This window comes from Acuticoccus sp. (genome assembly GCF_965213555.1).
Classification (GTDB): domain Bacteria; phylum Pseudomonadota; class Alphaproteobacteria; order Rhizobiales; family Amorphaceae; genus Acuticoccus.
In genome coordinates, this window is the sequence record NZ_OZ243890.1 from 3,764,365 (window position 1) to 3,782,912 (window position 18,548).

The 18,548-nt window shown below is 69.4% G+C and carries 13 protein-coding genes and 3 pseudogenes; 1 reads left to right on the forward strand and 15 read right to left on the reverse strand.

Features of this window, described 5'->3' with window-relative positions; translation table 11 throughout:
• Positions 1-92 precede the first annotated feature (92 nt).
• Positions 93-2,270 (forward strand): phosphoribosylformylglycinamidine synthase subunit PurL, encoded by a 2,178-nt coding sequence (gene purL, locus ACOOE8_RS17585; RefSeq protein ID WP_420392699.1) that lies wholly within the window; start codon positions 93-95, stop codon positions 2,268-2,270.
• A 25-nt stretch (positions 2,271-2,295) separates the two neighbouring features.
• On the opposite strand, the pseudogene ACOOE8_RS17590 reads toward purL, so the two are convergent.
• From ACOOE8_RS17590 to ACOOE8_RS17660, 15 genes and pseudogenes are all read right to left on the reverse strand, one after another.
• A pseudogene (locus tag ACOOE8_RS17590) lies at positions 2,296-3,084 on the reverse strand (IS5 family transposase); the annotation flags it as partial.
• Positions 3,085-3,123: 39 nt separating this feature from the next.
• Positions 3,124-3,765, reverse strand: a pseudogene (locus tag ACOOE8_RS17595) (IS5 family transposase); the annotation flags it as partial.
• A gap of 387 nt (positions 3,766-4,152) precedes the next feature.
• Positions 4,153-4,889: pseudogene (locus ACOOE8_RS17600) on the reverse strand (IS5 family transposase).
• Positions 4,890-4,996: 107 nt separating this feature from the next.
• On the reverse strand, positions 4,997-5,848 hold the full coding sequence (locus ACOOE8_RS17605; protein WP_420392700.1) for a CheR family methyltransferase: 852 nt from the start codon (positions 5,846-5,848) through the stop codon (positions 4,997-4,999).
• Entirely contained in the window at positions 5,845-6,972 is a 1,128-nt protein-coding gene (locus ACOOE8_RS17610) for a chemotaxis protein CheB (RefSeq protein WP_420392701.1), read from the reverse strand. Before ACOOE8_RS17610 ends, ACOOE8_RS17605 begins: the two co-directional genes overlap by 4 nt.
• On the reverse strand, positions 6,969-7,433 hold the full coding sequence (locus ACOOE8_RS17615; RefSeq protein WP_420392702.1) for a chemotaxis protein CheW: 465 nt from the start codon (positions 7,431-7,433) through the stop codon (positions 6,969-6,971). Before ACOOE8_RS17615 ends, ACOOE8_RS17610 begins: the two co-directional genes overlap by 4 nt.
• The gene (locus ACOOE8_RS17620) at positions 7,430-10,126 is read right to left on the reverse strand and encodes a chemotaxis protein CheW (protein ID WP_420392703.1); all 2,697 of its coding nucleotides are present in this window, start codon (positions 10,124-10,126) and stop codon (positions 7,430-7,432) included. The genes ACOOE8_RS17615 and ACOOE8_RS17620 overlap by 4 nt, the downstream gene beginning before the upstream one ends.
• A 39-nt stretch (positions 10,127-10,165) precedes the next feature.
• Entirely contained in the window at positions 10,166-11,647 is a 1,482-nt protein-coding gene (locus tag ACOOE8_RS17625) for a methyl-accepting chemotaxis protein (RefSeq protein ID WP_420392704.1), read from the reverse strand.
• Positions 11,648-11,832: 185 nt separating this feature from the next.
• Positions 11,833-12,357, reverse strand: a complete 525-nt coding sequence (locus ACOOE8_RS17630; RefSeq protein WP_420392705.1) for a hypothetical protein — start codon at positions 12,355-12,357, stop codon at positions 11,833-11,835.
• Positions 12,354-12,725 carry a hypothetical protein gene (locus tag ACOOE8_RS17635; protein WP_420392706.1) on the reverse strand — a complete coding sequence of 124 codons (372 nt, stop codon included), beginning with the start codon at positions 12,723-12,725 and terminating at the stop codon, positions 12,354-12,356. Before ACOOE8_RS17635 ends, ACOOE8_RS17630 begins: the two co-directional genes overlap by 4 nt.
• The gene (locus ACOOE8_RS17640; protein WP_420392707.1) at positions 12,722-13,087 is read right to left on the reverse strand and encodes a rod-binding protein; all 366 of its coding nucleotides are present in this window, start codon (positions 13,085-13,087) and stop codon (positions 12,722-12,724) included. The genes ACOOE8_RS17635 and ACOOE8_RS17640 overlap by 4 nt, the downstream gene beginning before the upstream one ends.
• A 55-nt stretch (positions 13,088-13,142) precedes the next feature.
• Positions 13,143-13,580, reverse strand: a complete 438-nt coding sequence (locus tag ACOOE8_RS17645; protein WP_420392708.1) for a hypothetical protein — start codon at positions 13,578-13,580, stop codon at positions 13,143-13,145.
• Positions 13,577-14,350 (reverse strand): flagellar biosynthetic protein FliR, encoded by a 774-nt coding sequence (locus ACOOE8_RS17650; RefSeq protein WP_420392709.1) that lies wholly within the window; start codon positions 14,348-14,350, stop codon positions 13,577-13,579. The genes ACOOE8_RS17645 and ACOOE8_RS17650 overlap by 4 nt, the downstream gene beginning before the upstream one ends.
• On the reverse strand, positions 14,347-16,446 hold the full coding sequence (flhA, locus tag ACOOE8_RS17655; RefSeq protein ID WP_420392710.1) for a flagellar biosynthesis protein FlhA: 2,100 nt from the start codon (positions 16,444-16,446) through the stop codon (positions 14,347-14,349). The genes ACOOE8_RS17650 and flhA overlap by 4 nt, the downstream gene beginning before the upstream one ends.
• A gap of 215 nt (positions 16,447-16,661) precedes the next feature.
• Positions 16,662-18,503 carry an acyl-CoA thioesterase gene (locus ACOOE8_RS17660; RefSeq protein ID WP_420392711.1) on the reverse strand — a complete coding sequence of 614 codons (1,842 nt, stop codon included), beginning with the start codon at positions 18,501-18,503 and terminating at the stop codon, positions 16,662-16,664.
• Positions 18,504-18,548 lie beyond the last annotated feature (45 nt).

The following is an 18,548-nucleotide window of genomic DNA, read 5'->3' on the forward strand; positions in this document are numbered from 1 at the left end:
CCCGAGCGCGATCCGTGACCACGCCCGCCGGTCTTCCGCTTGACGCCTCCGGTCCCTCCCCATATGCGGCGGGCGACCGTCCGGAAGGCCTCGTGGACCCCAGCATCACGCCCGACCTCGTCCGCGCCCACGGCCTGACCGAGGATGAGTACGCGCGGCTGCGCGCCCTCATTGGCCGGACGCCCACGCTGACCGAGCTCGGCATCGCCTCGGCCATGTGGAACGAGCACTGCTCCTACAAGTCGTCCCGCGTCCACCTGAGGACCCTGCCGACGACGGGTCCGCACGTCATCCACGGTCCAGGCGAGAACGCGGGCGTCGTCGACCTCGGCGACGGACTCGCCGTGGTGTTCAAGATGGAGAGCCACAACCACCCCTCCTTCATCGAGCCCTATCAGGGGGCGGCGACGGGGGTCGGCGGCATCCTGCGCGACGTCTTCACCATGGGCGCGCGGCCCATCGCCGTCCTCAACGCCCTGCGCGTCGGCGATCCGAAGCACCCGCGCACCCGCCACCTCCTCGCTGGCATCGTCGCCGGGGTCGGCGGCTACGGCAACGCGTTCGGCGTGCCGACCGTGGGTGGCGAGTTGGAGTTCGATCCCGCCTACGACGGCAACCCGCTGGTCAACGCCATGGCGGTGGGGATCGTCGCCACAGGCGCGATCTTCACCTCCCGTGCGCGGGGTGTCGGCCGGCCCATCGTCTACCTCGGCTCCAAGACCGGCCGCGACGGCATCCACGGCGCGACCATGGCCTCGGCGAGCTTCTCTTCCGCGGATCAGTCCGAGCGCTCCGCGGTGCAGGTCGGCGACCCGTTCGCCGGCAAGCGCCTCCTCGAGGCGTGCCTGGAGCTGATGGCGACCGGCGCGGTCGTCGCGATCCAGGACATGGGAGCGGCGGGCCTCACCTCATCGGCGGTCGAGATGGGCGCCAAGGGCGACCTCGGCATCCGCCTCGACCTCGACGCCGTGCCCTGCCGCGAGGAGGGCATGAGCGCGTACGAGATGATGCTGTCGGAGAGCCAGGAGCGCATGCTCTTGGTGCTCGAGCCGGACCGCTGGGATGCGGCGCAGTCGATCTTCGCGAAGTGGGAGCTCGACAGCGCCATCGTCGGCGAGACCACCGATGACCTGCGCTTCCGCGTCCTCCACCGCGGCAAGGTCGAGGCGGACCTTCCCATCAAGGAGCTCGGCGACGAGGCGCCGATGTACGAGCGGCCGTGGACCGAGGCCGCGCCCCCCGAACCGCTGAAGGACGCCGACCGCGCCCCGCCGGACGACGTGGGCGAGGCGCTCCTCGCGCTGATCGGCAGCCCCAACGGCGCGTCGCGGCGCTGGGTGTGGGAGCAGTACGACCACGTCATCAGCGGCAACGTCGCCGCGGGCCCCGGCGGGGACGCCGCGGTGGTGCGCGTGGGCGACGGGCCGTTGGCGCTCGCCATGACGGTGGACGTCGCGCCGCGATACTGCGCGGCCGACCCGTTCGAGGGGGGACGCCAGGCGGTGGCGGAGGCGTGGCGCAACCTCACGGCGGTCGGTGCGACGCCCCTCGCGCTCACCGACAACCTCAACTTCGGCGCGGCGACCCGGCCCGAGGTCATGGGCCAGTTCGCGCTCGCCGTCCGCGGCATCGGCGAGGCGGCGCGGGCGCTCGACTTCCCCGTCGTGTCCGGCAACGTCTCGCTGTACAACGAGACGGACGGGCGGGCGATCCTGCCCACCCCCGCCGTCGGCGGCGTCGGCCGCTTGGCGGACGTCGAACGCCGCGCCGGCATCGCATGGGCCGAGGGCGACACGGTGTTCCTCGTCGGCGGGCACGGCGACCATCTTGGGCAGTCGCTCTACCTCGACATCGTGCGGGGGCGTCGCGCCGGTCCCCCTCCCCCGGTCGACCTGACGCGCGAGCGGCGGCACGGCGACGTGGTTCGGGCCCTGATAACGGGGGGGCACGTCCGCGCCTGCCACGACGTCTCCTCCGGCGGGCTCGGCGCAACGCTCGCGGAGATGGCGATGGCGTCGTGCGTCGGCGCGCGGCTCGACGTCCCGGACCCGCTGCACGTCCGCCTGTTCGCTGAGGATCAGGGGCGCTACGTCCTTGCCACGCGCCGGACCGACGCCGTCGTCGCCGCCGCGGCCGACGCCGGCATCGCCGTCGCGCCGCTCGGCATCGCCATGGGCGACGCGCTGATCGTGCCCGGTCGCCTTCGCGTTGCCGTAGCCGACCTCCGCGCAAGGCACGAGGCGTTCCTGCCCTCACTGATGCACCCTTGATCCTTCGCTTTAAGGCCGGGACTGGTATTCCGGAGCCGACGGTTGCGGCGAGACGGGCGGCGGCGGACGCCGGCCGCCCGCCGGTCGTAGCAGGGCGCGACACGGCGGAAGTCATTGAGCCGGCCGAACACGCGCTCGATGGCGTTCGGGTCGCGGGAGAGGAAGGGCAGGAAGCACGCCTCCAGCGCCCCTTGGACGTCGGCGGGATGTTCGCCAGCGCGCCGCAGGCCTCGACAGCGCGGCGGATCGCATTGACGTCGCATGCCGTGTCGGCGTGGACGACCCGGCAGGCCGGCATGGCGCTCACCGGCAGGCCGGCATGGCGCTCAGTAGCCTGCAGTCGGCCGCTTGCCCGCCGGTCGGGTGGAAGGCGACCGGCTTACCGAGGCCACGGGTCAGGGCGAGGATCTTGGTCGTGCGCCCGCCGCGGGAGCGTCCGATCGCCTGGCCCCGCTCCTCTCTCGACCGCCGGCGGCGCAGCGATGGGTTTTCACGGCCGACGAATGGGTCAGGATCGCCGAGGGCGGTCGGCCAGCCGCGGCCGGAGCGCGGAAGACATCGACCCCCACGCCCCTCGCCGCCCAACGGACGACGCGGTTGCAGAGCGTCTCGTGCGGGCCGTAGGTTTGACGCGCATCCCTTCCACCGGCAGCCCGACGTCAGGACGGGGACGACCCCGCCGATGACCCGGCGGTCGCCAACGCGAAGCTTCCCTCGCATGTCAGTCGGCAGGAGCAGCGAGGTGCTCGAACCGCGCCTCGCTCGACCGGAAGTGCCTCGGCTCTTGTCGATCTCCCTTGGGAGATCGCGGGATCCGATCCGCCTCAACGGATCGTGCTCATGGGTCCTCGGCCTAAGGTAGGGACTTATAACAGGAGCTGACCGTTGCTGCGAGACAAGTTGCGACCGGGAAGTTGGCGGCGAGGCGATCGTAGCGCATCTCGACACGGCGGAAGTCGTTGAGCCGGCCGAACATGGGCTCGATGGGGTTGCGATCACCGTAGAGCCACGGCGAGAAGCCGTTCGTCCAGCGGCGGTTGCCCCTCCGGCGGGATGCTGGGCACGGCGTCGCGAGCCTCGACCGTCCGGCGAGCCCTGTTCGTGTCGTAGCCCCCTTGTCGGGGTGCAGGATCAGGCAGTCCGCGACCGTCTCGACAGGGTCGGTGCAGTGGGCGACCTGTCCGCCGGTCAGCAAGAAGGCGACCGGCGACAGACCTCGTCGGTCAGCGCATGGATCTCGGTCGTGCGACCGCCGCCGGAGCGCCCGATCGCTGGGGTTCGCTCCCCCCCCCCCCCCCTCTGGCGCCGGACGCACAGCGGTGCGCCTCGACGGCCGAGGGGTCGACCAACAGCGCTGGCGAGGGCCCGCCCGCCGAGGCGAGGGCGCGGCAGAGATCCACACGCCCTTCGCGGCGCAACGAACGAAGCGGTTGTAGAGCGTCTTGTGCGGCCCGTCGCCGTCGAGCGCATCCTTCCAGCGGTCCCCAGAGGTCAGCTCGAAGCAGCGTTCGCAATCGGAAGCTTACCCCACGGCAGCGTCGACCGCTCGAGCGGAACGCGCTCGATCACGTTGGCCCAGCGAGTACAGCTGGAACGTGCTGCCATGCTTGCGAGCGACGGTCGTCCTTGGTGCTCGGCACGATAAGGCTGGTGGGGGACGCATGAAGGTGCTGAAGACGATGAGCGCTGGAGACGGTACGGACCGTTCCGGACGCGGCGCTCCGCACGACGACAAGAGCGACGACCCAGCGTGCGGCGATGTCGTCCTCATGCTTCGCCGGGCGCAGAGCGTGTCGGCGTCCTTGGCGGTTGCCTGCTGCCCCTAACGACCCCGGATGGACGCGCGGAACAGCACGCGCACGACGCGTCCTAGGCCGCGGACTCACTTCGCGGCGATCCAGATGCGGATCGCTGCGAGGGTGATGGCGGCGAGGTTGTCAGGCCGGCGATCGGACCGCGTGGCGATGCGGCGGAACCTTTTGACCCGATTGAAGGACCGCTCGACGAGTTGGCGCTCGCGGTAAAGGAGGCGGCTGAAGGCGAACGTGTTCTTACAGATCACGCGTGGCGGGATGTGGGCCCATGCGCCGCCTCCGCTCGCGTGCGCGCGGATCGCGTTGGTGTCCTATGCCCGGTCGGCGATGAGGATGGAGCCTGGCACGAGGCCGTCGATCAGGCCGAGGGCGGCCGGTGCGTCGCCGGCCTGTCCGGGTGTCAGCGCGAGGCGGATCGGTCGTCCCTCGGGATCGACGAGGGCGTGGATCTTCGTGGTCAGGCCGCCGCGGGAACGGCCCATGCAAGCGATCGTCCCCCCCCATTCAATGGTGGCGGCGTGCTGGTGGACGCGCACGCATGAGGCGTCGATCATGACGATGTCGCGGTCGTAGCTTCCGACACGGCGGCCAGGATGCGGTCCGAGATCCCCTTCGCCCGCCATCGGACGAAGCGGTTGTAGAGCGTCGTGCGTGGTCCGTAGCGCTCGGGCAGGTCGCGCCAGGGCGACCCGGTCCGGAACCGCCAAAGGATGCCGTCGATCACCCGTCGGTCGTCGACCCGAGGCACGCCCCTTCGTCGGCAAGAGCGGCTGGATGATCGCCCCCCAACATCGCGTCGCTCAATGGTGCCGGTCCGTGTCGCTCCCTGTGTGAAGGAGGGCAGACCAAACCCGATGAGCTTTGATCGATCGTTGATGGGGACGCGACCTAAGTCGGCGCCGGTCCCGTGCATCAGGCCGGGAGGCGATCCATCGTCGAGATGTCGCTCGCAGCACGCACGTAAACGTTGCGCCACGTGCGGTGCCGGCTGAACCGCGCGGTGAGGCCGAGCGTCGTCTCTGCTCCCCCTAGCACGAGGTACCCGTCAGGGGCCAACACGCCGCTGATCCGCTCCAACACACCGGTCTTCGTCGGCCGATCGAAGTAGATGAGAACGTTGCGACAGAACACGATGTCGAAGGTGCCAAGGCGTGCGAAAGGCTCGAGCAGGTTGCGGCACTCGAACGTGACGCGCGACTTGATCCGTGGGGCGATGGTCCAATGGTTGCGTTGCACCTTCTGAAAGTAGCGACCAAGAAGGTGCGGCGGCACGCCTCGTCCGACCTCGAACTCGGTGTATTCGCCGAAGCGAGCTCGTCGAAGCGCGGCTTGGCTGATGTCGCTGGCGAGGATTTCGACGCGCTGTCCGGCGAGCTTCGCAGCGTTCTCCTCGAGCACGATGGCGATCGAGTATGGCTCTTGTCCGGTCGAGGCGGCAGCGCACCAGATCCTGATCGGTCGGCCTCCGCGGGCGCGCATCAACGTCGGAAGCATGTGCTTGATCAACGCATCGAACGGCTGCGTGTCGCGGAAGAACAGCGACTCGTTGGTCGTCATCGCGTCGACGACCTCTTCGGTGATCCTAGCGCCGCGCACGTCGCGCATCGCGGCCACGAGCTCCCCCACGTCGGCGAAGCCATGGGCCTCGATGATGGGCTTGAGCCGTGCCGTGATGAGGTAGTGCTTGTCGGTGTTGAGCGCGAGTCCGGAACGATCCTTGAGGATGCGTCGCAGGAAGGCGAAGTGGTCCTCCCTCAACATCATGCGCCTCCCCCCATCGCCGCCTTGACGGCCGCGGCGATGCCGTCCAGGGCAAGGACACGGTCGACCACGCCAGCCCCGACGGCTGAACCGGGCATGCCCCAAACGACGCTCGTTTCGCGATCTTGCGCGAAGACGGTTCCGCCAGCGGCTGCGATGGCCTTCGCGCCTTCACAGCCGTCGTTGCCCATGCCGGTCAAGATCACGGCGAGGACGGCGCTGCCGAACCTTTGCGCGGCGGAGACGAAGAGGACGTCCGCCGACGGCCGGCAGAAGTTCACCTGAGGCGTCTCGGTCAGCTTGAGCGAAGGTGCTCCTCCAGTGCCGCCGACCACCATGTGGTAACCGCCTGGAGCAATGCGGATCTGGCCAGCGGCGAGGGGCTCGTCCGCCCTCGCTTCGAGCGCGCACCACCCGGTGGCACGCGACATGTGATCGGCGAGGATCGGCGTGAAGGCCGCTGGCATGTGTTGTACGACGAGCACCGGCGCTGGGATGGCAGACGGTGGGATCGCGGAGAACATGGCGATGAGCGCCTGCGGACCCCCGGTCGAGCTTGCGACCACCAGCACCTTCGCAGGAGCACGCGGGCGCATGGCCCGCGCTCCCGTCGACGGGCTCGATCGCTCGCTGCCGTCCCCACTCGCAGGCTGCGATGGTGTGGTGCGTCCCGTCCGCGCCAGTGGGGCGGTTCGAGCCGCCCAGCGATGCTGCGCCAAAACCCCGAGGATCGATTGTGCGACGGCCCGGGATGCCAGGGGCTCGTCGCCCGACGGCTTCAGAATGACGCCGACCGCTCCGCACTCCATCGCCTCCGCCCTGATCGCGTGCCCCTTCCACCCCTCGGGGGCGAGGACGATGATCGGCAATGCGGGGTCGACGGCGCGGATCTTGCGAACGAGCTCGAGCCCGTGAAGCCCCGGCAGCTCGACGTCGAGGATGAGGCAGTCGGCGCCGGCCTGATCGATCGCGCGCGTCGCATCGCTCGGCCCGATCGCGTCTGGGGCCAGGCTGAAGTCGGAGTTGGATAGCGCACGGCGTAGCGCGGTCCGCAGCGGCGCGGACTGCGCGAGGAGCTGCAGTCGCTTGCGGTCCTTCCACGGGACGATGAGCGGCGCCGTGCTCACGCGTTCGCCGTCGTCAGGATACCGTCGAACAGGCGATCGACGACGACGATCAGGACGAGGTGCCTGTCGAAGCGGGTCACGCCGGCGACGACCTCGCGCCACCGCTGGTCAAGGTTAACGGGCGCAGGTTCGCGCTCGCCAGGGACCGACGTCAGGACGTCGCCCATCTCATCCACGGCGAAGCCGAACAGCTCCCCGCGACGCTCGATCCCAATGGCCAGCGTCGCGCCCCCCCTCGCCGACGGAAGTCCCAGGATCTGCCGGGTGTCGAGTGCCGTGGCGATGCGTCCGCGCAGGTTCATGACGCCGATGACGCCGGGGGACGACTGGGGCACCTGCGTGACGAGCGACAACCGGAAAACCTCGTGCACCGATGCGATCGGCAGCGCGAACCAGTGATCGGCGAGCCTCGCGGTCACGAAGCCGTGGGGTTCGTCGAGGCCTCGACCGACGGGCTTCATGCGGCGATCCCGTCGGACGCAGGCTTGATGCAACGACGCAGGCACTCGAGGATGCCGTTGCGATCGAGCTTGGAGATGGAGCCTGCGAAGCCCTCGGCGCAGGCCCGCGCGACGGCGTCGTCCGTTAGCGTGCCGGTAAGCGCCACCACGGGGACCGAGTCGAGCCGGCTGATGCGCCGCAACGCCTTTGCGAAGGCGAAGCCGCCCATCTCCGGTGTGTCGACATCGGTCAAAATCACCGCAGGGTGCAGCCCACGCTCGAGCCGCTCCAGGGCCTCCGCGCCCGAGGCACACGCGATGGGCACGAGCCCGGCGGAGCGGACCACCGGGGCGACGAGGTTGCGGAAGAACGCCGAGCCGTCGACGATCAGCACCTTATCGTTCCCGTCGCGGACGCGCCGGTGGAGATCGAACCAGTGCGGCGACGCGCGGCCAAGGAAGTACGACACGTCGACGACCTCGGCATGGGCACCACCGATGATCGCGCTTCCCAGGATCCCGTTCTGCTCAGAGGGGATCTGCACCTCGACCCGATCCTCCACGATGTCGAGGATCTCATCGACGATGAGGCCCATGGAGCGCTCCCTGTCGGACATCACGAGGACGGGCTTGCGCTCGGCGGACGACGGATCGGAAGGCTCGCCGAACCAGACGAGCGGGATGAGCTTGTCGTGGTACCTCATGCGCCACCGGCCGTCGGACTGCTCGGCGTCGGCGAGACAGAGGTCCTCCAGCCGGGTGACGAGGCTGACAGGGAGCGCCTTACGGCATCCGCTGGCCGCCTTGAAAAGGAGGAGAGGCTGCCTGTCGTCGTCGACCGGGGCGCCCGCGTCCGCTGCAACCGTGCTCGACAACGTCCCCTCCCCGGCGCTTATCGCGGCCGAGCGCACGCCGTTCGGATCGACGATCATGATGACGCGCCCGTCCCCGAGGATGGTGCATCCCGAGAAGAGCTCCAGGTTGCGCAGCCCGATCGGCAGCGGTTTTAGGACGACCTCCTCGGTGCGCAGCACGGCGTCGACCAAGAGACCGAAGCGGAGCCCTCGCGCCCTCATCACCATGACGAAGCCTTCGGTGGACGCGTCCGCGACCGGCCGCTGTCCGCCCGCGTCAAGGCTCGTCGGGAGCCGAAGCACCTCCTTCAGATCGATGATCGGGAGAAGCCGGCCGCGCGAGCACAGCACCGGAGCGTCCTTGATGAGCTGGATTGAGTGAGGTCCTCCGGGGGCAACCCTCAAGAGTTCGTCCACCGACGTCTGCGGCACCGCGAAGTGATGGTCGTCGACCTCCACGATGAGGGCATGCAGGATCGCGAGCGTCAGCGGGATCCTCAAGGTGAAGACGGAGCCCCGCCCAGGCACGGAGCGCACGTCGATGGAACCGCCAACGCGCTCGATGTTGGATTGAACGACGTCCATCCCGACACCACGGCCAGACAGCGAGGTCACCCGCTGCGCGGTGGAGAAGCCCGGCTCGAAGATGAAGGAGAAGATCTGTTCCTTCGACATCCCATCGGTGTCTTCGGCGGTGGCGATGCCGCGCTCGATGGCCTTCGCCTTGATGCGCTCGACGTCGAGCCCCCTACCGTCGTCGGCGATCTCGACAAGGATCTGACCGCCCTCGTGGTAGGCGTTGAGCGTGATGCGCCCGACCGCAGGCTTGCGCGCGGCCTGGCGCTCCTCGGGGTCCTCCAGTCCGTGGTCGGCCGCGTTGCGGACCATGTGCATCAACGGGTCCTTGATGCTCTCGAGGAGCTCACGATCGAGCTCGGTCTGGGCCCCGCACATCTCGAGCTCGATCTGCTTACCGAGGCTTGCCGAGACGTCCCGAACGACGCGGGGCAGCTTGCGCCATGCGTTCCCGATGGGCTGCATCCGGGTCGACATCACCGCCCGCTGGAGCTCCCCGGTCACCGAGGACAGACGCTGCAGCGCCAGCTTGTGGCGGATGCGCTCCTCGTTGCGCATGATCTCGTTCAGCTCGTTGCGCGATAGGACAAGCTCCGAGACCACCGTCATGAGATGATCCAAGGTGTCGAGGGAGACCCGGATCGAGCGCTCGCCGGCCGCGCCCTCTGCACCCTCGGCCTTCTCCCCCGTCGGCTCGGCGATCGGCGTGGCTGGCTTGATGGCGGACGCTGACGCGGTGCAGGGAGAAGCTGCAGAGCCGATGGTCTCGGTTGATGGGAAGCTGGCGTCGGACGGGCTGGCGTCGGCGCGTGCCTCGCGCTCACTAGCTGCCCGTGCGTCGACCCTCGGCACCCCGGCCACGGTGATCGCCTCGCCCTCCGTGCTGGCCGCGCCGTTGCCTCCCGTGCCAGCGGCGTCGAGCGATGCGATGATCCCTTCGTCGGACCCATGGGGCTCGGTTCCCCCGCTCGCCTCGATGGCGTCGAGCAGCAACTTCAGCAGGTCGACGACCCTCAACACCCCGTCGATCGCCTCGTTCGTGACGGGCGCACCGGTGCGCAGCCGGTCCATAAGCGTCTCGGCGGCGTGAGCGAGGCCGGCCATGCGGGGCAACCCGAGGAAGCCGCACGTGCCCTTGATCGTATGCATCAGCCTGAACAGCTCGTTCAGCGTGCCCGTCGGCTCCGAGGCATGCTCGAGCTCCACGAGGCGCACGTCGACCTGCTCGAGCGCCTCCTGCGTGTCGGTGATGAACTCGCTGAGGAGCTCGTCATGTCCGTCCATGGCGCGGTCCCCTACCGACGTCCGTCAGGCGGTTCGCGTTCAGGCGGCGGTCGAGCGCATGGAGGCGATGAAGCTCGCCATGCGCGTCTTCAAGGTGTCGGCGTACGTGGTGAGTTCGTCGGCCGCGTCCACGATCTCGTTCGCTCCATGCCCGGTGTCGTTGGCGGCCTTGGAGACGTCGAGGATGGTCGTCGACACGTCCTGGGTCGACACGGCGGCCTGGTGAACGCTCTGGGCGATCGCTCCGGTGGCCGCCGCCTGCTCTTCGATCGCCGAGGCGACGCCGGCAGCCAGTTCGTTCGCCTGCGCGAAGCTTGCCTTCAGGCTCTGGATTGCGCCAACCACCCGATCGACGTCCAACTGGACCGCGCCGATCTGCGACGAGATCTCCTTGGTGGCGTTGCCGGTTTGTTCGGCGAGCGACTTGACTTCCATGGCGACGACCGCAAAGCCCTTGCCGGCGTCACCCGCACGGGCGGCCTCGATGGTCGCGTTGAGCGCCAACAGGTTGGTCTGGCTTGCGATGTCCCCGATGAGGTCGACGACCTGGCCGATCTTGCGCGCCGACCGAGCGAGCCCCTCCACCACCGACGTGGCGTCCTCCGCCTTGCGCAGCGCCTCCATGGAGATCAGTGTCGACTGGGCCACCTGGCTGCCGATCTCCTGGGCGGAGGCGGCAAGCTCCTCTGCAGCGGACGCGACCGCTTGCACGTTGCCCGAGGTCTCTTCGGCAGCGCTCGACACCCGCCCGGCCTGCGTGTTGCCCTTGTCGGCGCTCCGTCGCAGCGTCGCGGCGCTGGTCGACAACCGCCCCGCCGAGGCCGACAGCGACCGCACCACCGACGCGACATCCGCCTCGAGGAGCGCAACCAACTCTTCGGTCCGCTGCGTGCCCTCCTCCATGCTCCCCTTGGGAGCCTGCACCAAGGCCAGCCTCGCTTCGTGGTCCCGGAGCAGGTCGCCCAGTCCCTCGGTGGCCCTTGCTGCGCGCCCAAGGACCCCATCGAGCTGAAGGCCCGCAGGGTTCGCGGTCGCCTCGCCGGCTGCAAGGCGCTCCATGGCATCAGCCAGCGCATCAAGCGGCCGCGCGAGGTGTCGCCGGGTCATCAGCACGGCGGCAACGCCAGCCAGGAGGGCTGCGCCAAATGCCGTCGAAAGGCCGAGCACGCCAGCCCATGCGCCGGCAGCGACAACTGCGGCCTGTAGGCGCTCAGCCCGATCAGTGATGGCGTTGCCGACGACATCGCTGAGCCTCGCGACCTCGGCGAGCTGTAGCCGCAACTCTCCCGTCGCACGACCTGCATCGAGCTCGCCGCGCTCCACGCCTTCGACAAGCGCACGGCCGTTGCCAACGAGGCGCCGCGTCGTTCGCACCAGAACCACGGCATCCTCGTCGTCCGTCGCGACTGGGAAGGACGCAACAGCTGCATCGAGCGCGTCGAGCGCAGCGACCAGACGCGTCCCGTCGTCACCGGCGCGCGACGCCGCAAGACCTGCGGACTGCACCGCGACGGGGCGCATCGCCTGCTCGACGTCGAGCAGGACGACCGCACGCTCGACCTGAGCCGACACGCGCTCCAGCGCACGTCTTGCCTCGAGTACGTGCTTGAAAGAGAGGCCGGCGACGAGGAGGGTCGCAGCCCCAAGGAGCGCGACCATCGCGAGGATGCGGGACGTGATCGACATGCGTTCACCAGTTGCCGGAGTTAGTGCAGGGCGGCTGCGGTGGGACGGACCGCTTCGGGCGCGCTCGGTGCCTCGGGCGAACCGCCTGGACCTTGAGCTGCGGTGCCCTGCGCGTTGAGATTGACGTAGTTCAAGCCGTCCACCAGCAGGTCCTGGATGACGTCGTCACCCATGCGCTCGTTCACCCGCGCCTTGGCACCATCGGCGAGCGCTGCTAGGTCGAGCCGCGCAAGCTGACCGAAGTCGACCTCGGCGGAACCATAGATCGTGCGGAAGATCTCGTCGGTGATGAAGGCGTCCGGCTCGGCTGCGAGGGCGCGCAGGACGGCTGCGTCTGCGGTGTAGACCATGCGCACCACGACGTAGCCCGCCAAAGCCCCATCCTCCACGACCGGCACGCTCATGGTCGGCAGCGACGTGTAGCGCAGGCCCTCGAGCTTCGGCTTCGGGTCGTCCGCCCCCGACTGCAGCTTGAAGGCTGCCGCGGCGTAGCCCGCTCCGAGCGTCACGACGACGGCCCAAAGGCCAACGATGAGCAGCTTCACTTCGCGCCCTCCACGCTGGATGAGGGCAGCCTCCGTCCGACGCCGGTCGGGCTGCTGTCGTAGGTTCCGTCCGACTCGGAGGCGAGGACGGCCTCGGTGACGATCTCGGCGATGAGGCGTGCCGCGTCGAGGCGGCGCGCGAGTAGGGCCTCCTCCTGCGCGAGCTTGCTGCGCAGACGCCGCACGTCGTTGGCCAGCGTGAGGTCCCTCGGCGCGCGCGCCCCGAGGCGCGACAGCTCGAGCAGGACGCGGCCCTTCGCATCCGCGATCGCCCGGTCGTCGAGGGTTCGACCGGACTGCATCGCAGCGATCGAGCCGTCGATGAGCACCTCCAGCCGACCCAGTAATGTCGCAATGGCGCTCGTCATGCCGCCGGTCCCTCGCGCTCGTCCAGCATCTCGTTGACGAGGTCGGCGATCCCGACCCCTCCTGTCTCGGCGATCTCGGCCGCCAAGTGCTCGGCAAAGACGCCGCGCCAAAGCTTGCCGCCGTCGCTGCCCCAGAAGGACGACGTGTCGGATGGGAGCATCTCGGACACGAAGGTCCCGAGCGTCACGGCCTCGAAGGCTCGGCCGACGTCCTGGGACGCTGCGACCCGCGCCTCGGCGGCGGACCCCGTTCCGCGCATGGCGACGGCGAAGGGCTCGGCAGCCGATGGGGATCGCGGCAGCGAAGGGGTTGGGGCGATGCGCGCGCGTTCAGTCGCGGCGATGGGGGGAACAGAGGTCATTGGCATCCTCTTGGGCGGTGGCCCACGCCGCGCGCGGACCGCTTCCACATTCAGCCTAGTCCCGCTGGCTGTTGACAGGCTTGCACGGCCCTGCTGGCGCGCCATCGGACCGCTCGGGCGTCCTCGACGTCACCGCGACCTCCTCGAGCCGCCGCCGCTCCCTTCGGGCCCGCTCGGCTCGGTCGGCCTGCGCAGCACGCTCCGCGAGACGCTCCGCGATCAACTCGAGCTGCCCCTGCCGCTCAGCCGCCTCGTCGATGCGCCTACGCAGCTGCTCGCTGGCGCGCCCGTTGCGGCGCAGCGCGCCGGCCATCGCAGGGACGGCGATCCCGTGCAGGACCGTGTCGTCGCACAGCGCGGCGAGGATCTCGGTGCCTTCTACAACGCTCGCCTCGTGTGCGGCCTTGGCGGCGACGCGTTCCGCGCGTGCGGCGTCGGCGAGCGCCCGCTGGGCGCCAGCGAGCCGGGCCAGGCGTTCGGCGCGGCCCCTCACGAGGCGATCGCGAGCTGACGGAAGGCGTCGGCGAACGCGGTCATCACCTCGCGGATGGCGAGGGCCATCATCAAGAGGCCGCCTGCGGTGACGAACGGCAGCGCCACGAAGAAGACCGGGATCGACGGCGTGAGCTTGTTGGTGAGGCCGATGGCGAAGTTCACGATCACCGAGTAGATCACGAACGGCGCCGCCAGGCGCAGCGCGACGAAGAACGTGGTCGCGGCGCGGTCCGCCACGGACACCAGCGCCTCGCGCACGTCGATCCCGCCGCCTGGCGGGACGACGGCGTACGAGCCGACCAACGCCCGCAGGATCTCGTGATGCAGGTCGGCCAGGAAGATGATGACGACGGCGGTCGCCATGAACAGCGTCGCGGTCGTTTGGCTCGGCTCGGCCCCCTCCAGCCCGACACCCGGGATCGCGCCCAGCCCGACCATGTTGGAGATGGCGACCGACATCGTCTGCAACGCCATCAACAGGAGGCGCGACAGGAGGCCGATCGTGAGGCCGATCATGGTCTCGGTGCCAAGGACCTTCAGGAGGTCCGCCGGCGCTCCGGAGCCCACGGCCACAACCGCATCGTCGAGGACGAGCGGGGCCATCGCGAGCGCGATCCCGAGCGCGAGGAACAGCTTGACCTGCATCGGCACACGCAGGGAGGAGAGCCCGGGCGCGATCAGGAAGACCCCGCCGACGCGCGCGAACACCACGGCGACGCCAAGCACTGCCGCGTCCAGCCCCATGGGCTCCAGCGCCGCCTCGTTCACGAGATGGAGCCGATGGGCTGCACGGTCGTGCCGCGAGCGATCTCAAGGTGTGAGAGGACCGCGATCGACGGGAACATGCGCTCGATGATCATGCGCACGTAGGGTCGCGCGTCGGGCGCGGTGACGATGGCGAACTTCGCGTGGACCGCCATCTGTTCGCGGATCGCCTTCGTCGCCTCCTCGCCGAACTGCTCGACGAGCCGTGGGTCGAGGGCCAGCTCCACCACCTCCCCCTTGGCGTCGCGCTTCAGACCCTGGTGGAAGGCGAGGTCCCAACGGTTGCCGAGGCGCAGGACGTGGAGCGTCCCCTTCTGCGAGAGGTCGCCGCAGATCTGGGCGGCCATGCGGATGCGGACGTGCTCGGCGACCGCCTCCGCGCGCCGGGCATGCGGGGCGACCTCCGCGACCGCCTCGAGGATGAGGTGCAGGTTGCGGATCGACACCCGTTCGGCGAGCAGCAGCTTGAGGACCGCTTGGAGCCCCGAGTTGGAGATCTGCGCCGGCACGATCTCGTCGATCAGCTTCTTGTACTCGCCGTCGAGGCGATCGAGGAGCGCGCGCATGTCCTTGTAGGACAGGAGCTGCGCGAGGTTGTTGCGCGTGATCTCCACGAGGTGCGTCAAGACAACCGACAGGTTGTCGATGGGGACGAACCCCTCGCGCTTGACGTCGGCGGCGAAGGCCTCGCTGATCCACACGGCCTTCATCCCGAACGCCGGGTCACGCGTCTCATCGTGCGGCACCTGCGGCGCCGGCGCCTCCGCGGTGACGACCAGGAAGTCGCCGACCCGCAGTTCGTGCGTGCCTACCGTGGTGCCGTGGACGGCAATCTCATATCCCTTGGATGGCACGGTCAGGCTTTCGGTGACCTTGATCTCGGGGATCACGAAGCCGAACTCGCGGGCGAACTTCCTGCGGATCTTGGCGACGCGATGGGCCAGCTCGGTGGGCGAGCGCAGCACGGTGCGCGCGAGCTGCTTGCCGACGATGAGCTCGATCTCCGGGATGTCGAGTTCGGCGCGGACCGAATCCTTCTGGCTGCGCGTCGCCTCCTCGGCGGCACGCTGCTCCTCGGCGATCCGGGAGGCCTCGTCGGCGCGCCGCTGCCTGGGGATCGTGTAGGCGACGAAGGCGAACGCCGCGGCGAGGAGCATGAAGGGGATGGTCGGCAACCCCGGCATGATGGCGAACAGCGTCATGAGGCCGGCCGCCATCAAGAGCGCCTTCGGGTAGGCGCCAAGCTGGCCGAGGACCGCCTTGTCGGTCGAGCCTCGGGTGCCCCCCTTCGAGACGAGCAGGCCCGCGGCGAGGGAGATCACCAGCGCCGGGATCTGGCTGACGAGCCCGTCACCCACCGACAGGCGGGTGAAGACGTCCGCGGCGGCCCCCAGCTCCATGCCGTGACGCGTCGTGGCGATGACGATGCCGCCGAATATGTTCACGGCAATCACGATGAGCGAGGCTACCGCCTCGCCGCGCACGAACTTCGACGCGCCGTCCATGGAGCCGAAGAACGAGGACTCCTCTTCCAGCTCGCGCCGACGGCGCTGCGCCTCGCCGTCGTTGATGAGGCCCGATGACAGGTCCGCGTCGATCGCCATCTGCTTGCCTGGGATCGCGTCCAGCGTGAAGCGCGCGCCCACCTCCGCGATGCGCGTCGCGCCCTTCGTGATGACGAGGAAGTTCACCACAACGAGGATGAGGAAGACGACGATCCCGATGACGAAGTCGCCCGACATCAGGAAGTTCGAGAAGCCCGCGATGACGTGTCCGGCCGCGGTCACGCCCTCGTGGCCGTCGGCCAGGATGAGGCGCGTCGTCGCGATGGTGAGCGCCAGCCGCAGCATGGTCGCGATGAGCAGGATCGTCGGGAAGGACGAGAACTCGAGCGGCTTCTCGATCCATAAGGCGACCATGAGGATGAGGACGGCGAGGGCGATCGACAGGGCGAGCGCGACGTCGATCACGAAGGTCGGGATCGGCAGGATCAGGACCGCCAGCATGCCGACGACGGCAATGGCGAAGGCGACGTCGCGCAGGCCGGTGGGCAGGAACGCAGCGCCGCCCGCGGGCGCCCCGGTGTCGGTGGTCGTCATGGTTCGCCCTCATGGCAAAGCGATGCAGGGCCTGCCTCGGGCAGGCCATGTTTCGTGCTGACAGCAATCTGCGTGCGAGGGCTTGCGTCAGGCTGGCGGCCGGACGCGCTGAAGCTGCGACGCACGAGGCCGGGCGACAGGACGAACTGTGACCGTCGAGCGGCCACCGGTGTCGGGCAACCACCGGTGTCGGGTGGCCACCGGCGTCGGGCGCATCACGCCGGGCGCTTGTCCTCGACGGTCGTTGCAAAGGGCACGAAGCCGGCGATCACCTCGCCTGGGATGTCAATGAGGCGGTACTGACGGCTGTCGACGAACATGAGTTGCTGGTTGCCCTTGCCGATCAGCCGGCCGTCGTCAGCGCGGATCTCGTGCTCGATGCGGGCGAACTTGCGGTTCACCTTGTCGATGCGCAGCCTGACCACCGCCGGTTCGAACTCACGCATCTCCGACACGAACTGGTGGAAGACGTCGCGGGTGAGGATGAGGAACTCGGTGGTGTTGAGGTCGAACTTCGGCAGCACCTTCGCGAAGAACATCTCGCGGGCTCGGCCGAGCCAGCGCAGGTAGTTGGCGAAGTAGACGTTACCGACGGAGTTCGTGTCGTCGTAGGTCGGCATGACGACGAGGTTGAACCACACACCGTCGAAGTGGCCACGCGCCGGGATCATCTCCGCGCTTCCCGCGTCCCCGATGACCACGGACGACGCCTGCGCGGCGGCGGCCGGCGGCGCCGGCTCGTCGACGCCGGATCGACGGTGGGCCGAGCCCTCGCGCGCAAGGAGCGCGAGGAATGGCAGAAGCGGCGCGAAGGCCGTCATGAGGGGGAGCCCGCCGTAGTAGCCGACGCCGAACACGAGGAGCGAGGCGGCGCCGAGCAGCGCACATAACGTCCCCTCGGCAGGGCCGGCCCCACGCAGGAGCTGGAGGACGACGCTGGCGGCGAAGCCGACGAAGACCGTCGCGTAGGGGGCCATGAGGTCGAGCAGGGACGCGTTGGCCGCGACGGCGCCGAAGGCAATGGCAGCCGCCGCGAGGAAGGCCCAGAACGGGGTCTCGACGAGGCTACGCGGCAGCAGGGACAACGCGGCTCCGCCGTGGGCGCGCACGCTGGCCATCGTCCAGCGCACGCCCGCCCATGCACTGTCGAGGGTCGTGAACATCGCGGTCACGGCCCACACCGTGGCGAGCGCGATGACGAGGGCGTCGGCGTCCCGCAGCGCGGCCGCGAAGGCAGGCGTCGCGTCGGCGGCGCCCGCCCAATTGGTGGCGAGCGCAGCCTCGCCCATGGGCAGATCGATGACGAACGCAGCGTTGACCGTGATCAGGACGAGAAACAGCGCCCCACCGAGCCCGTAGGCCAGGCCGACGGAAGTGCCGTTCGCACGGATCGCAGCGGCGCGCTGCCACTGCTGCACGTCAAGCCAGGGGCCCAGCAGGAAGCCGACGAGCGTTGGGATGACGAGCGAAAGGTCGGCGCCGGCGCGCACCGTCGCACCGTCGCCGCCCATCGGACGCATGACGAACGCAGCGATCGCGGCTCCCAGCGCGAGGGGCAGCGCCACAAGGTGGAGCCGCCTGAGCGCACCAAGGCCGGCGTGCCCCGCCGCCATGGCCGCGAACGCGACGATGAGCACGGCCGGCAACGCGAACGCGCCCACCATCGGCACGGCAAACAACGTGGCGAAGGCGAACGTGGTGAGGCCGACCGCAAGCGCCTGGTAGGCGATGAGGATCGGCGCGTGACGCGCCGCCGCGCGACGCAGTGCGCCCTCGAGATCCTCCTTCGGACCGAGCCGCGCGAGCGCCGCTCCAAACAGCGCCAGGCCGAGCGCGTTCGGCAGGGCAAAGAGCGTAAAGCCCAGCCATCCCTCGCTCGCGGCAAGGTGCACGGAGTAGAAGAAGCCAAGACCCCAGAACCAAGACAGCGCGATGGTCGGCGCCCATGATGCCGAGCCGACCAGCGACGCGGACGCGCGCCGCGGCGGACGCGAGGGCGGGGCGTCCCGCGCTCCGGTCGACGGGGATGGGCGGGTCGCCATGGATGGCGAAGGCATGCGCATGACAAGACGCTCCGTCCGGCCACCACGACGCGCCGGCTC

What these genes read in the sequence shown, in the direction of transcription:
- ACOOE8_RS17605 (WP_420392700.1), bottom strand. Translation starts at nt 5,848, where the DNA reads ATGATGTTGAGGGAGGACCACTTCGCCTTCCTGCGACGCATCCTCAAG.
- ACOOE8_RS17615 (WP_420392702.1), bottom strand. Translation starts at nt 7,433, where the DNA reads ATGAAGCCCGTCGGTCGAGGCCTCGACGAACCCCACGGCTTCGTGACC.
- ACOOE8_RS17620 (WP_420392703.1), bottom strand. Translation starts at nt 10,126, where the DNA reads ATGGACGGACATGACGAGCTCCTCAGCGAGTTCATCACCGACACGCAG.
- ACOOE8_RS17625 (WP_420392704.1), bottom strand. Translation starts at nt 11,647, where the DNA reads ATGCGCCCCGTCGCGGTGCAGTCCGCAGGTCTTGCGGCGTCGCGCGCC.
- ACOOE8_RS17635 (WP_420392706.1), bottom strand. Translation starts at nt 12,725, where the DNA reads ATGACGAGCGCCATTGCGACATTACTGGGTCGGCTGGAGGTGCTCATC.
- ACOOE8_RS17640 (WP_420392707.1), bottom strand. Translation starts at nt 13,087, where the DNA reads ATGACCTCTGTTCCCCCCATCGCCGCGACTGAACGCGCGCGCATCGCC.
- flhA (WP_420392710.1), bottom strand. Translation starts at nt 16,446, where the DNA reads ATGACGACCACCGACACCGGGGCGCCCGCGGGCGGCGCTGCGTTCCTG.
- ACOOE8_RS17660 (WP_420392711.1), bottom strand. Translation starts at nt 18,503, where the DNA reads ATGCCTTCGCCATCCATGGCGACCCGCCCATCCCCGTCGACCGGAGCG.